A 14,726-nucleotide genomic window follows, 5' to 3' on the forward strand; every position below is an offset into this window, starting at 1 on the left:
AAAAACATTAATTTTTTTATATAAAATAAAAACTATATTTTACAAGAATACAAAAATAAGAGGAGAACTATGGTTGTTGGAATAAGTGGAATGATAGCTGCTGGCAAAAGTAGCTTGACCGAAAAATTGCATAAATATTATGATAAATCATTATTATTGCATGAGTTTGAAGAAGATGACGAAGTATTTAACACATTTTTAAAATGGTTATATGAAAATAAACCAAATTTAACAATTGGATTTCAATCATACATTGTAGAAAACCATTCTGCAAAATTTGAAATGATTATTGAAGAATTCAAAAAACAAAAATTAGATCCAAAAAAAGATTTAATTCTATTAGATAGGTTTTCAATTGAACATTATGTTTTTGCGAAATTAATTTTGTCAAAAAAATCAATGAAATATTTACAAGGCTATGATGCTTTATTTCAACATTTAATTAGAAAGACTGAATTGCCTGATTTTGCTATTTATTTAGACATATCTTTTGATACTTTTAAGAAAAGAATTTTCGAACGCGGTCGCGATTCTGAAGTAAATAATTTTGAACAAAACAAGGCCTATTTTGAAGAGTTATATGCAAACTATTTCAAGATTTTCAAAGAAATTGCTGGAAGATTTGGACTTAAATATTATGTAATTGATACTAATAATTTAACTGAAAAAGAAGTAATGCATAAAGCAATTGAAATTATTAACAATGAAATAGGAAAACAATGTTAGAGTTAGAAAAAGATATTATTGATTATGTTTTATTTACCCAAGAACAATTAGAAGTAAAGATTAAAGAATTAAGCATTTGAGTAAACAAGACATATAAGAATAGTAAAAATTTAATTGTTATTGGACTTTTAAAAGGGAGTTTTCCTTTTTTTGCACAACTTATTAAAAGCATTGATATTGATATTATTATTGATTTTATGACAGTAAGTTCATATGGTGGTGGCACTTCTAATGATGGATCTGTTAAAATTATTTTAGATTTAGCTAATGATATTGTTGACAAAGACGTGTTAGTAGTTGAAGATATAATTGATACCGGGAAAACTATGCAAAAAGTATCTAATTTATTAAAATCAAGAAACCCTAAAAGTTTTAGAGTTTTGACCTTACTAAATAAACCATCAAACCGAAAAGTTTCATTTGAACCAGACAAATTTGGTTTTGAAATTAAAAAAGATCAATTTGTTGTTGGCTTTGGTTTTGATTGGGAAGAAAAATTAAGACAATTGCCTTATATAGGTGTAATTAAAAAAGAGATTATTGCAAAATAATTAATGTTTTACCTTAATAAGGTAACTTATTAATTACTTAAATTTTTGCTAAAAATTATCAACATAATTTAATAAGGAACTGTTAGAAAATGGTGGGTTGGCCACAGCGATCAAGTAGCTGTGGTTTTTATTTCATTAGCGTAAAAGTCAACTTCCACTTGAAAAAAATTGGTATATAAAAAAATACACCAAGCGGATACTGAACTCAGCATTAGCATTGATGTACTTTGTTTTAAAAAAGATAACTACATTATAACATTAAAAAATTATTGATAAATTGCAAATTTGAACCCAAAATAACAATTTTGTGTTCATTTTTTTCAAAGTAATAATGACCATAAAATTTTACGTCCTTGCAAAAAAATCCGGACAAAATCCGGATCTTAAAAATTTAATTATTTTGAAGGCTTGCCCTTAAAAATAGCTTCATAAATTTCATCGTAATATTTGACAGGAATAAATTTAACTTCTTTTTTAACTTCTTCAGGAACATCAATTAGATTGCGTTCATTGTCATAAGGAATAAAGATTTTCTTAATACCAAATTGAGCAGCCGCTAATGATTTTTCTTTTAAACCTCCAATCGGTAATACTTTTCCACGTAAAGTGATTTCACCAGTCATACCAATATTTGCGGGAACTGGTTTATGAGACAATGCACTAATTATAGAAGTTGTAAATGTAACACCGGCAGAAGGTCCATCTTTAGGAACAGCACCTTCAGGAACGTGAATATGAATTGAATTATTATCAAAGTCAAAGTCTATATCAAATTTTTTAGCATTATGGCGTACATATGCTAAAGCAATTTGGGCAGATTCTTTCATAACGTCTTTTAAAGAACCTGTTAATCTTAAACCATCTTTACCCGGGAAAGTTGTTACTTCAATAGCTAAAGTAGAACCACCATAACTTGTATATGCAAGTCCATTGACAACACCAACTTGAGCGATGTTTTCATTTTCATCTTCTTTAAATCTAATAGGCCCTAAAAATTCTTTAGCAATATCTTTGGTTACAACAAATTCATCTTTAACTTTTTTATCTAAGATTTTAACAACTATTTTTCTAGCAATTGTATCTAATAATCTTTTTAGTTCACGAACACCACTTTCACGAGTGTAATTTCTAATGATAAATTCAATAACATCATCTTTGATTTGAAATTGCTTTTCTGTTAATTTATTTTGTGAAAGAATTTTAGGCATTAAATGTGTTTTAGCAATTTGCAATTTTTCAATTGTTGTATAAGTTGAAAGCTCCAAAAGCTCAACACGGTCAATCAAAGGTGCAGGAATTGAATCATAATAGTTAGCTGTTGCAATAAATAATACTTTTGAAAGGTCATATTCTAAATCTAGATAATGATCTTGAAAATTTGTATTTTGTTCAGGGTCTAATACTTCTAGCATTGCAGATACAGGATCTCCCCTAAAATCAGCAGACATTTTGTCAATTTCGTCTAGCAAAATAACTGGATTTGAAACACCTGCTTTTTTAATTGCAGTAATAATTTTTCCAGGTAATGCTCCAACATATGTTCTTCTATGACCTCTAATTTCAGCTTCATCTTTAACACCACCTAATGAAACTTTAATAAATTTACGATTTAAAGCTTCGGCAATTGATTTAGCCAAAGTAGTTTTTCCAACTCCTGGAGGACCAATTAAAGTTAATATAGGAATATTATTAACTGCTTCATTAGTTACAGTTCCAGATTTATTAATAAACAATTTTGTATCAATAAAATTTTCAGGATCATCTTTAATTGGAAGGTAAGTATTTTCAGGTTCTTTTGCTTGTGTATGTGTTAAAACTGAAATAAATTCTAAGATTCTTTCTTTAGGTTTTTGCAAACCATAATGATGCTTATCCAAAACTTTACGAACATTTTCAATATCCAAAATTTCTTTGCTTACCTTTCTCCAAGGCATAGCAAGTAATAAATCGATATATGTTTTAGCAGTATTTGCTTCTGGGCTTGATGGCATCATCGAAGCCATTCTAGCTTGTTCTGATTGAATTGTGTCTAAAACATATTTAGGAAATTGTTTTGCACGTTCTGAATCTTTAAGAATTTTTTCAAGTTCTTTAGAACTATCATCTTCTTTAAGCATCTTTTTAATTTGACGCATTTTTTCACGAAGCAAAAAGTCGCGTTGTTGCTCTTCTAAATCACCACGCATTGTGTTATTGATTTCATTTTCAATTTTATTTAGATTAATTTTAGTTGAAAGTTTTTCAATAATAGTTTCATAACGTTTAGCAATATCTAGATTGTCAATTAGTTTGTATTTATCTGCTAATGTTAAATCGCCTTGAATTTGTTCAATAATTCTTCAAGTATTAACATCATGTTTTTCAACATCATCATATTCTGCATTTGTTAGATTTTCAATAAATGTAATTGCAGATGTTGATTGAGGAACATATTGCATTGGATCTTCAGGAATTGCTTTACTTGACTTAGCTTTTGTTGCTAAAACATTTAATTGATTACGATATGATTCTAATGCTTTTAGATCATTTTTAAATTTAACATGTTCATATTCAACTAACAAAGGTTCATCTTCAAAACTAACATCATTATTAAATGATTTAATCTTTACAAGTTCATTTGCTTTAAGTTCAATATTTCAAATTGAATTTTTCTTTGAACTTTTAGTAACTGTTGCAAGTACACCATTTTGATAAATATCTTTTAATGAGATTTTATTGCTATTATCAGCATTTTCATTAAGAAAAACAATCACTAAGCGAGTTGCTTTTGGATTATTATTTTTTGCATATTCAAAAGCTTCTACCGACCTAGCTTTTCCAACTTTAATTGAATCTGTGCTATACGGGAAGATAACTTGTTTTTTAATTGCTATATATGGTAATTTCATACTTTACCTCCTCTATGTAATCACATATATCTCTCTATTTATATCCTTTTTAGCAACACATTCTCCACTTCGAAGGCCTATAAATATAGAATTATTTTAGCACTTTATTGGTGAGAGTGCTAAAAATTGTAAATTATTTCTTGATTTTAAAAATTTGTTTTCCTAATTTAATATATTCATTAATTTGATTATCTAAAATTTGAAATGCTTCTTTATAAATTTGTGAGTCATAAATATCAATTCCACAGTTTTTTAAAGTATCTGCAGGTCAATTTCTATCTCCTGCACTTAAAAAGTTATTAATGTAATTATCAATTTCTTTGCCATTAAAATTTTCTTTACTAATTCTTGCATAAAATGCATTTGCAATCACATATCCTAATGCATATTTATAAACATAAAATCCATAATAATAATGAGGAACGATAATTGCATAAATATTTGCCAAATTATTTTTTAAATGTTTTTGCTTTTTAACACTATATTTTTTTGAATTTTCAAAAAACAATGCCTCTAATTCTTCAAAACTACTATAAGTTACATTTTTATCAATATTGTTATACAAATCAAATTCATAGTTTGATCATTCAGCTTGTTTAATAACAGTACCATAAAAATTTTGGATACTTTGTTCTAATAAATAAAATTTTTCTTCATCAGATTTTGCAATCTTAATTAAATAATTTGTTAGCAAAATTTCATTAAATATAGATGCAATTTCAGCTAAAATCAAAGGATATTCACTTCGGAAAACGTTGTTATTTGCACATGAATAATAAGAATGCATTGAATGTCCAAGTTCATGTGCTAAAGTTTGAATTGAATTTAATGTTCCATCAAAATTCATTAAAACATATTTCTTATTAACACCATAACTTTCACCAATTGAATATGCACCTGACATTTTATTAGGACATTCCATATAATCAACTCATTTATTGTTAATAGCTTCTTTAATTTTATTTATGTAATGTTTAGGCATTAGTGATAATGCATTATTTACAATTTCTTTCATTTCATTAATTGTGTATGTATTTTTAACATTAACTAAATCTAAAGATGTGTCTCATTTTTCCATTTTTTTATGAAATTTTTTGTTAAAAAACATTTTTCTTGCTTTGATGTATTTACCAAAAATATTCATATTATTAGAAATTGAGTTATATAAAGTTTTTAAAAGATTTTCATTAACATGATCTTCTGATAGAAACATTTCAATAGTTGATGGATATTTACGATATAAAGCTTGAGTTGAAAGTCTTTTAAAATGAGAATATAAAAACTTGGTTAGACTATGTTTATGAATTAAAAATGCATTTGCATAATTAATATATGTCGATTTTCTAACATTCTCATCTTTATTTTTTAGCAAAATATGTCTTGAAGATTCCGTTATTTTATACTTTTTACCATTTTTACTAATTGCATATTTAAAATCAAGTTCTGAATTTGTTAAGGTATTGAAAAAATCTTCAATTGAGGGTTCACTAGTTATTGTGTCATTTAAATATTTTTCAACATCATCGCTTAATTTATGTTCATTTTTTTCTAATATAGCTTCTAAATCTTTTTTAATTTCAGATAATCTAACATCATTTAATCAACTTAAAATTTTATCTTTGTGTAATGAGATTCGATTAATTTCAGAACCTAATTTAATTTCATATTCTTGATTCTTTTGTTCAAATTCATCAGAAATTTTGTTCATTTTAGGATCAATCAAATTTGTATTTAAGCTATTTGAAAGATAGTTAGTAATTTTGTTTGATAAGATATTAAATTTTTTTGCTAATTCTAAATAAGCACAATAATTTTCAATATTTTCATATTTTGAATCTTTTATTTCAATTAATTTATCAAACAATGAAAAATATTCATCCGTTAAAGATGAAAGTGGTTTATTTTCTAAAATATCATCTAGATCTCATTTATATTCAGGCTCAATTTCAGCATAAGATTTATAAATTTTTATGTTTTTCAAAGGTTATTCTCCTTTTTTAATATAAATTAAGTTTTTAACTTCGCAATTTAACATATTGCGACTATCAAAACCTTCAAGTTCCATTAAAACAATAACCCTTAAAACTTCAACGCCTTCTGCTTCTAATAATTTAATAATTGCTTTTAAAGTACCGCCTGTGGCTAAAACATCATCAATAATGACTGCTTTTTGACCTTTCTTAGCAATACCTTTTTGAATTTCTAAAATATCGCGACCATATTCAAGCCCATAATCATAGCTTCTAACTTCACCGGGCAATTTACCTTGCTTTCTTATCATAATAAAAGGTTTTGACAATTTAGCGGCAACGGGTGTTCCAAATAAAAAACCTCTTGCATCAGGACCTACAATAATGTCTGCATCTTTAGCTAATTTTGCCATTTCATTAATCGTGTAATGCAAAGCTTTTCCATTTGCTAAAAGCAATGAAATATCTTTAAATTCAATACCTTTTTTTGGGAAATCATAAACAGTTCTAATATATTTTTTTAACTTCATAACCATACAATTATAGACTTAAAATGCATTAAAAAAAGTAAAATAAAACACACAATGTTTAATTGCATGTCTTATTATTATTTAATAATTTTCACCATAACCAAAAAAGTCAAATCCTACTTTTATATTTAATGGTTTGGTTGGATGATTATTTTTAATTATTAAATAACCTTTTTTCTTTTTAAAATCAAGTGATGTTTCAATATATGTTTCATATTTTGGAACTAATGTAGCATTTTTAGGTTTTTCATCAGTTGTATAGTTATATTTTTTCATAACAAAATTTTTGTTATCATAATCTTTTTCATAACTTATAAAAGCTTGCAATCAATAAGTTTTGTTAGTTCCTTTATCTATAATTTCAAATATATTTCCACTATTGCTAACATCTCTAGGACCATCATTATATTTATCTAAATATTGAAAATATTCTGGGTATTTTTTAACCAATGTCTTTGGTAAGTTATATTTTCATTCATTATTTAATTTAGGCAAGAAATTAACTCAATTTCTATTAATTTGCGGTTTTCCTTGGCATGTTCCTTTTCAAAAAATACCGGGGTTTCCACAATAATACGTATAATCAGGTGTAAAACTATATGAAATCAAATTTTCATCTTTATTAATCAAACTACTTTTTCTAAAAATTATTTGATTTATATCACCTTCTAAATATTTTTTAGCATCATCATTTAACAATGTGGGTATAACTTCATACACTCTAATTTCATCATCCATTGGTTTTATTTTTTTTGATTGTTATTAATTTTCATGTTATAAGCCATTAATCCCATTTGTATAATAGATAATGTTGCAATAACACCGCCAAGCCCAAAACCTAACCCCAAAACTAAATTTTTCTTCATATTTATATAATTCCTTTTTCACGCAATATTTCTGTCATCATTGGACCTGAATATAACTCATTTTCTCAATTAAAAACTTTTTTAAGTGGTTACCCTTTAATGTGTTTTATAGCAATAACATCATTATAATCATTAGCCTGTAGTGAACATAAAGATATAGGCAATGTACAAATGACTGGTAAGCTAAGAAAAAACATTGTATCTATTTTTTTATCTTTTCTCCTTATTATTAATTATTGATATACATAAAATTATACCACTACATAGTGATATAACAATCTATCTATAACTATATAAGCATAAGCATATGGTGCTGGTTAGAAGAATCGAACTCCCGACCCAATGATTACGAATCACTTGCTCTACCGACTGAGCTAAACCAGCATATTTCTATTTTATCAAACCATTTTGTTATCTTATTTATTTACTTAAATTAGTAACTTTCACAAATGTTTCTCAAATGTTTGCAAATAAACAATTTAGATACTAAGATAGTAATGAGGTATATGAATATGGACAATAGTAAGATCACAAGCTTAAATAATAAACATTTTCTTAGTGTTGATGAACAAATTAGATTATTGCAAAATAGAGGATTCAAAATATCAAACAAAGTGTTTTTTTAATGATATTTAACAAAATATAATTATCAAACACTAATAAATGGTTACAATGACTTTTTTCTGATAGATGGTTTGCGACCATGAAATGTTTACAAAAAAGATGCTTATTCAAGTGATTTAATAAGCTTGTTTGAATTTGATAGAAATATTTCTAGGATTATTTTTACAAAACTCAGTAATTCAAGCATTTGCAAAGACATTTGAAAAATGAAAAAATGTTTCAGTTATTGATAGTGAAGATAAATGGCATTTTCATGCTGGTCGAATTTTAAGGATATCTGACAAAGCCTGAAACAAAATTTTTACAAACAAAGTTAATTCAAATTACAAAAAATCACTTAAAGAAGAAATTTTGGAGCAAATTAAAAGAGAAAAGCATAGCAATTTGGCAAAGAAATATGAAAAGTCACATTATACTTATATGCCAATATGGTCAATCGTTTTGTTTTTAGATTTTGGAATTTTGATGTTAATTATAAAATCATTTAATACTATTTGTTTCAATTATGTAATAGAACATTTCCAAGAAAAATCATATGTAAAATACAAAATGAATAGAGGTGAATTTAATAGTATATTTTATTTGTTAAAGGACATTAGAAATAAAGTTTGTCATTCTGATGTACTCTACAATTATGATAACGAATCCAACCAAGTTATTTCTATAAATGCTTTTCTAAGAAGAAATAATCTTACAGTTGAAAATATAAATAGATTTAGATTTTTTGATTTGGTAAGATTGATTTCAATTATTTCGAAGGGTTTTGATGATTCTTTGCAATCATTAGTCTCATTTAAAAATAATGTTAAAAATGCAATGTTATGTTTTACAAGCAAAAGTATTTTTAATGCAATATTGGAATTTATGCATTTTTCTACATTTAATTTCATATATAAAATTAATTAATTTTAAGTGAGCGAAAAATTTGTACTTTTTTCTGATTTATCAATTTTCTTTTTGATGCTTATTTCCTTGTGCGCATTTTATTTAACTTATATTTTTACATTTTTTTATGCAAAGTGGTAAATTTGTGCGCTACAATTAGGGTATAGTGGTAGGAAGTGGAAATGTTTGGAAAATTTAACAGAAACCTTGATGATAAGAACAGAATCGTAATTCCAACAAAAATTTTGAAGGAATTAGGTGATGTTTTTTACATCTCATTAAGTTTGGATAACAGCTTAGTGATCAGAAGTGCTGCTGAATTTACAAAATTTAAGGCGCGGATTAGTGAAAATTCGATGTTAGATAAAGAGTTCCGTAACTTAACAAGAATTATCTTTGCTAACACAGAAGAATTATCACCTGATAAATTAGGTCGTGTTACTATGCCAAAATATCTACTTGAAAAAATCACTATAAAAAAAGATGTTGTTTTCATAGGAAATGGAAATTATTGTGAACTTTTTGCAAAAGAGGTTTATGACAATTTTGAAAAAACTTATGAAAATGAAGAAAATCTTGACAAACTTGCCGATAAACTTGCCTTAAAAGGTATTAAGTTATAGAAACACATCTTCCAGTCTTATTACAAGAAGTCATTGACAATCTTGATATTAAAGACAATGGAATTTATGTTGATTTAACTTTAGGTCGTGCAGGACATAGCCAAGAAATTCTAAAAAAATTGAAAACTGGCAAACTAATTTGCTTTGATAAAGACATAGAGGCTTTAAATCAAAGCAAACAAATTCTTGAAAAAATTAGTTCTAACTTTATTTTAATTAAAAGTGATTTTAGGTTCTTAACTCAAGAACTTGAAAAAATTGGAATATATGCAGTTGATGGAATTTTAGCTGACTTAGGTGTTAGTAGTCCACAACTTGATAATGTAAATAGAGGATTTAGTTATTCTCAAAATTCAGATTTGGATATGAGAATGGATTTAGATAATACTATATCTGCAAAAGAAATTGTTAATCAATATTCTGAAGATAAATTAGTTGAATTATTTGTTAAAAATGCTGATGTAAAGTTTCCAAAAAAAATTGCGAAAGCTATCATTAACAATCGCCCAATTAATACTTCATTTGAACTAGTTGATATTTTAAGGCAAAATCTTCCTGCTTATATAGTAAGACAAAAAAATCCCGCTAAACAAATATTTCAAGCACTAAGAATTGCAGTAAATGATGAACTTGATGGTCTTAAGGAACTTTTAGATCAAATTCCAAGTATCTTAAAAATGCATGGAAAACTCTTAATCATAACTTTCCATTCGAAAGAAGACAAAATTGTGAAAGAGTTTTATCAAAAAAGAGTCTATCAAGATCCAAGAATTGCAAGATTGCCAATTCCCAATATGAAATTTTGAAGTCAAAAGGTTATATATCCTTCTGAACAAGAAATTGCATTAAATAAAAGAGCACATAGTGCAAAACTTAGAATCATCACAAAAGAGTAACATATGAAAAAGACTATTATTACAACATTAAAATTTTTGAAAAACAAACTAGAAATAGAAGCTGTTGAACAAATCAATGTTCACGCTATTTCGATTTTTAAAAATAGTATTAATAGCTTAGAAAATGATGATTATCAACAAAAACTTTTTATCAAAAATTCAAAAAACGAAATTGAAAGATTGATCAAAGGAAGAATTTCTGATGTAATTGTGTTAGTATCTACTTCATCAGATGCAAAATTAACAATTGAAACTAAATGTTTTTCAATCCCTAAAATTTTAGATGCAGATTTTACAACATATAACAATATGATTGAACAAATGTATGCAAATAAAAACAAAAAAATTATCAAAAACGTCAACATTAACTTTGTTGAAAAAACAAAAAATGTTGAATTAATTTCAATAATTAGCTCACTAGATTTAGAATTTGAACAAAGGATTTATGAATTTGCAATGCAAAATGATTTAACTGTTGCACAAATTTTAAACTATGAAGAAGCTAAAATTAATTGCTATGATGCAGAAAGTATCAACTTATACGTTGATTTATCTGAAAATTCATTAGCTTTAAGTCTAATTAACAACAAAAATATCATTATAAATTCTTCATTTAACTTAGGATCTAGTGATTTTGTTAACAAAATTATGTCTAAATACAACTTAAATATGCCAATGGCTTATTTTATGAAAAACTTAGCATGAAATAACAATTATGTTGATCTTATGACCAACAATTTATCACAAGACATCTTAAAAAAAGAAATTTATGAGTTTTATAATTTTATTTTACAAACAATTACTAATTTTGTTAATCAAAACAATTTAAATAGTAATTTTGAAAGACTTAACATAAACTTCTATGGGGATTTTAAAAACAATTTAGAAATCGAAAAATATGCAAAGATAATTTTTAATAAACAAAATGTCTATTCTTTAGCATCTGAAAGTGAATTTATTAGCGATGAAATGCTTGGAATGATTGCATTATTAAATGCAAATGACCAAAAATCAATGCTAACAACTGATACTTTTACAATTGATTCTGATATTTTGAGAAATATCAAAATCAGCAAAAGAAAATCTATATTTGTGTAGAATTTTAATGAGGTAATAACTTATGAATAATGAACATGAAATAGAAGAAGAAAAAATTTATAATCCAGTAGCTAACATCAAAGTTATTGGTGTTGGTGGTGGTGGTAATAATAGTGTTAAAACATTATTAGGTACCAAACTAGATGGATTAGAATTTATTATTGCTAATACAGACAGACAAGTCCTTGAACAATTTGACAAAAATATTGTTTTGCAACTTGGAGATAAAAAAGGTTTAGGTGCTGGTGCAAAACCAGAAATTGGTAAAAACGCTGCTTTAGCTAGTGCTGATGAAATTAAAAGTAGATTGAAGGGATCTGATTTAGTTATTATCACTGCTGGCATGGGTGGAGGTACCGGTACTGGAGCTTCTCCTGTAATTGCAAAAATTGCCAAAGAATGTGGTGCATTAGTTGTTGCTATTGTCACAACACCCTTTGATTTTGAAGGCCCTAAAAGAACCAAAATTGCTCTTGAAGGGATTGATGAATTAATTAAAAATGTTGATTCATATATCATTATTTCAAATAATAAGTTATTAATGCAATATGGTAATGTTTCATATAATGATGCATTTATCTGTGCAAACAATGTTTTAAAACAAACAATTAGAACATTAATTGATGTAATAGCAGTTCCTGGCATTATCAACTTAGATTTTGCCGATTTGGAAACTATTATTAAAAAAAGTGGTGAAGCTGTTGTTGGTATTGGCGCCGCATCTGGACAAGATAGAGCAACCAAAGCTATTACTAGTGCAATTTCATCTCCAATTTTAGAATCTTCGATTGTTGGAGCTAGTGATGCAATTGTTTATTTTGTAGCTTCTAAAGAAGTTACCTTAAATGAAATTCAAGCAGCTTTAAAAGCAATGCGTGAACTTGTTGGTAGAGATATTAATATCATTTTTGGCTTAACTAACACAACCTCTGATGAATCTAATAAATTAGGAGAATTATATGTTTCTGTAATTGCTACAGGACTTAAACCTGATGCTCCTAAAGATCCAGAAGAAATTCAAAAACAAATTTCTGAGAATTTAGAAAAAACAGAGGAGATAGAATTTGAGGATTCACATACTAAAGAATTTTTAGTTAAAAGTCCTTACATTCCAAATGACTTTTCGCAAAACCAAACGAAAAACAACATGAGTGATGATTTAGCGGATATATTTAACAAATAGATGATGTAAGAAATCTGTTTCTAAATATTTGAACCTAAACTTATCAGAAGAAGAAGTAATTCTTCTTTTTTTATTATAAAATAACAAATCATGTACAAATTTTTTATTAATGTTAAACAAAATGATTGTTTTATTTTAAATGAAGCGCAACAAAGACATTTAAAAGTTTTACGTATTAAAAAAGAAAATATCTTAATAAATTATCAAAATGAATTTTATGAATGTGAATATATTTTTCCTAATAAAGCAAAAATTATTAAAAAATTAGATATTAATCATGAAATTAATTTAAATATTATTGCTGCTATTCCTCTAATAAAAAAAGAACATTTTGAGTTTGCCTTGCAAAAAACAACTGAACTTGGTGTTAATGAAATTATTCCTTTTGTTTCCGAATATACTGACAAAAGCAATTTAAATGTTATGCAAAATAAATCTAGGTTAGAAAAAATTATTTTAGAAGCATCACAACAATCTTTTCGCAATAAAATACCTAAGCTATTACCATTGCATACTTTTAATCAAATTTTAGATTATCCTTACCAAAAAATTATTGCTTATGAAAAGCAAGATAAAAGCGAAAAATTTGACAATTTATCCTTTGAAAAAACTTTAATTTGTATTGTTGGTCCAGAAGGTGGATTTAATTTTAATGAAATTAAAAAAGCTTTAGAAAAAAATGCTAAAATAGTTTCATTGACCAAAAGCATATTAAGATCTGAAACCGCACTAATATATATGCTTTCCAAGTTAAATAAATAACTAAAAATTTGTGAAAATTATTGTCTTGAGTTATTTATTTGTATGATATAATGAACATGATTTTTCATTATTATTTTTTAATCAAAATTTTTACATTTAACAAAGGAACAAAATTATGCGTCAAACTACAATTGTTAATAATCAAACTGTAGACAAAAAATGATACATTGTTGATGCTAAAAATATTCCATTAGGAAGGCTAGCGGCATCTGTTGCTTCTACATTACGTGGAAAAAACAAACCTACATTCACTCCAAACTGTGATATGGGTGACAATGTAATTGTCATTAATGCTAAAGAAGTATTATTAACTGCTAAAAAAGATGAAAACAAAATTTATTACCACCACAGTGGTTACCCTGGTGGTCTTAAAAAAATTAATGCTAAAGATTTAAGAGAAAAACATCCTGAAGCATTAGTAGAAAAAGCAGTAAGAGGAATGTTGCCTCACACTAAATTAGGTCGTAAACAATTTAAAAACTTATATGTATATGCATCTTCAGAACACAAACAAGAAGCACAAAAACCAATTAAATTAGAGGTTAAATAATGACAGCTAAAAAACAAACAAAAGAAATCATTCGTTATTATGGTTTAGGTCGTCGTAAAGCATCAGTTGCTAGAGTTTATATTCAACCAGGTAATGTTGAATTTAAAATCAATGAAAAAGATGCTAAAAAATATTTAAACTCAGATATTTTAATTCAAGATGCATTATCACCATTTGTAGTAACTAATACTGCTAATACATTTAATATCATCGCTAATGTTAATGGTGGTGGGCTTACAGGACAAGCGGGAGCTATTAGATTAGGAATTGCTAGAGCTTTATTAGAAGCTTCAAACAATGAATATCGTAATAAATTAAAAGATGCTGGCTTTCTAACTCGTGATGCAAGAGTTAAAGAACGTAAGAAATATGGTCTTAGAAAAGCTAGACGTGCACGTCAATTCTCAAAACGTTAGTAATTTTCAAAAAAACAGGTATAATTGTATCTGTTATATGCGAGCGTAGCTCAGTTGGTTAGAGCACACGGCTGATAATCGTGGGGTCGATGGTTCAAATCCATTCGTTCGCACCATTTCAAGAAATTGACTTTGAAGTAGCAACATTGCTACTTTTT

Annotated in this window: 15 protein-coding genes and 2 tRNA genes; 11 read left to right on the forward strand and 6 right to left on the reverse strand. The window is 26.5% G+C overall.

The features are described from left to right. Positions 1-69 precede the first annotated feature (69 nt). Positions 70-726, forward strand: coding sequence for a deoxynucleoside kinase (locus tag EXC60_RS00505; RefSeq protein ID WP_024544017.1), 657 nt, complete (start codon positions 70-72; stop codon positions 724-726). Further along, positions 720-1,277, forward strand: coding sequence for a hypoxanthine phosphoribosyltransferase (gene hpt / locus EXC60_RS00510; protein ID WP_029670573.1), 558 nt, complete (start codon positions 720-722; stop codon positions 1,275-1,277). Before EXC60_RS00505 ends, hpt begins: the two co-directional genes overlap by 7 nt. Positions 1,278-1,672: 395 nt before the next feature. Here hpt and lon read toward each other — a convergent pair whose 3' ends face one another. From lon to EXC60_RS00535, 6 genes are all read right to left on the reverse strand, one after another. Next, the gene (gene lon, locus EXC60_RS00515; protein WP_024544019.1) at positions 1,673-4,165 is read right to left on the reverse strand and encodes an endopeptidase La; all 2,493 of its coding nucleotides are present in this window, start codon (positions 4,163-4,165) and stop codon (positions 1,673-1,675) included. A 133-nt stretch (positions 4,166-4,298) separates the two neighbouring features. After that, positions 4,299-6,146, reverse strand: coding sequence for an oligoendopeptidase F (pepF, locus tag EXC60_RS00520; RefSeq protein WP_232612556.1), 1,848 nt, complete (start codon positions 6,144-6,146; stop codon positions 4,299-4,301). Between the two features lie 3 nt (positions 6,147-6,149). Further along, the gene (locus EXC60_RS00525; RefSeq protein ID WP_024544021.1) at positions 6,150-6,665 is read right to left on the reverse strand and encodes an adenine phosphoribosyltransferase; all 516 of its coding nucleotides are present in this window, start codon (positions 6,663-6,665) and stop codon (positions 6,150-6,152) included. 81 nt (positions 6,666-6,746) lie between these two features. Further along, the gene (locus tag EXC60_RS05945; RefSeq protein WP_024544022.1) at positions 6,747-7,403 is read right to left on the reverse strand and encodes a hypothetical protein; all 657 of its coding nucleotides are present in this window, start codon (positions 7,401-7,403) and stop codon (positions 6,747-6,749) included. A gap of 5 nt (positions 7,404-7,408) precedes the next feature. Further along, positions 7,409-7,531: a hypothetical protein gene (locus EXC60_RS07020; protein ID WP_277847087.1), complete on the reverse strand. Its 123-nt coding sequence runs from the start codon at positions 7,529-7,531 to the stop codon at positions 7,409-7,411. Between the two features lie 308 nt (positions 7,532-7,839). Continuing rightward, positions 7,840-7,915: transfer RNA gene (locus tag EXC60_RS00535), tRNA-Thr, on the reverse strand. 375 nt (positions 7,916-8,290) lie between these two features. Here EXC60_RS00535 and EXC60_RS05950 point away from each other — a divergent pair. The 9 genes from EXC60_RS05950 to EXC60_RS00580 all read left to right on the forward strand — a co-directional run bounded on the left by EXC60_RS05950 (position 8,291) and on the right by EXC60_RS00580 (position 14,684). Then, complete coding sequence (locus EXC60_RS05950; protein ID WP_165283160.1) at positions 8,291-9,061, forward strand: Abi family protein; 771 nt, start codon at positions 8,291-8,293, stop codon at positions 9,059-9,061. A 161-nt stretch (positions 9,062-9,222) separates the two neighbouring features. Next, on the forward strand, positions 9,223-9,663 hold the full coding sequence (locus tag EXC60_RS00545; RefSeq protein ID WP_024544024.1) for a division/cell wall cluster transcriptional repressor MraZ: 441 nt from the start codon (positions 9,223-9,225) through the stop codon (positions 9,661-9,663). Then, positions 9,660-10,559, forward strand: coding sequence for a 16S rRNA (cytosine(1402)-N(4))-methyltransferase RsmH (gene rsmH / locus EXC60_RS00550; protein WP_024544025.1), 900 nt, complete (start codon positions 9,660-9,662; stop codon positions 10,557-10,559). Before EXC60_RS00545 ends, rsmH begins: the two co-directional genes overlap by 4 nt. 3 nt (positions 10,560-10,562) lie before the next feature. Beyond that, complete coding sequence (locus tag EXC60_RS05955; protein WP_024544026.1) at positions 10,563-11,657, forward strand: hypothetical protein; 1,095 nt, start codon at positions 10,563-10,565, stop codon at positions 11,655-11,657. Positions 11,658-11,679: 22 nt separating this feature from the next. Then, positions 11,680-12,840, forward strand: a complete 1,161-nt coding sequence (ftsZ, locus tag EXC60_RS00560) for a cell division protein FtsZ (protein ID WP_051327683.1) — start codon at positions 11,680-11,682, stop codon at positions 12,838-12,840. A gap of 90 nt (positions 12,841-12,930) precedes the next feature. Continuing rightward, positions 12,931-13,602: a 16S rRNA (uracil(1498)-N(3))-methyltransferase gene (locus EXC60_RS00565; protein ID WP_024544028.1), complete on the forward strand. Its 672-nt coding sequence runs from the start codon at positions 12,931-12,933 to the stop codon at positions 13,600-13,602. Positions 13,603-13,717: 115 nt separating this feature from the next. Then, positions 13,718-14,152: a 50S ribosomal protein L13 gene (rplM, locus tag EXC60_RS00570; RefSeq protein ID WP_024544029.1), complete on the forward strand. Its 435-nt coding sequence runs from the start codon at positions 13,718-13,720 to the stop codon at positions 14,150-14,152. Beyond that, complete coding sequence (gene rpsI, locus EXC60_RS00575; protein WP_024544030.1) at positions 14,152-14,568, forward strand: 30S ribosomal protein S9; 417 nt, start codon at positions 14,152-14,154, stop codon at positions 14,566-14,568. The genes rplM and rpsI overlap by 1 nt, the downstream gene beginning before the upstream one ends. A gap of 39 nt (positions 14,569-14,607) precedes the next feature. Then, positions 14,608-14,684 (forward strand) — tRNA-Ile (locus EXC60_RS00580). Positions 14,685-14,726 lie beyond the last annotated feature (42 nt).

This window comes from Metamycoplasma salivarium, assembly GCF_900660445.2.
Lineage (GTDB): Bacteria > Bacillota_I > Bacilli_A > Mycoplasmatales > Metamycoplasmataceae > Metamycoplasma > Metamycoplasma salivarium.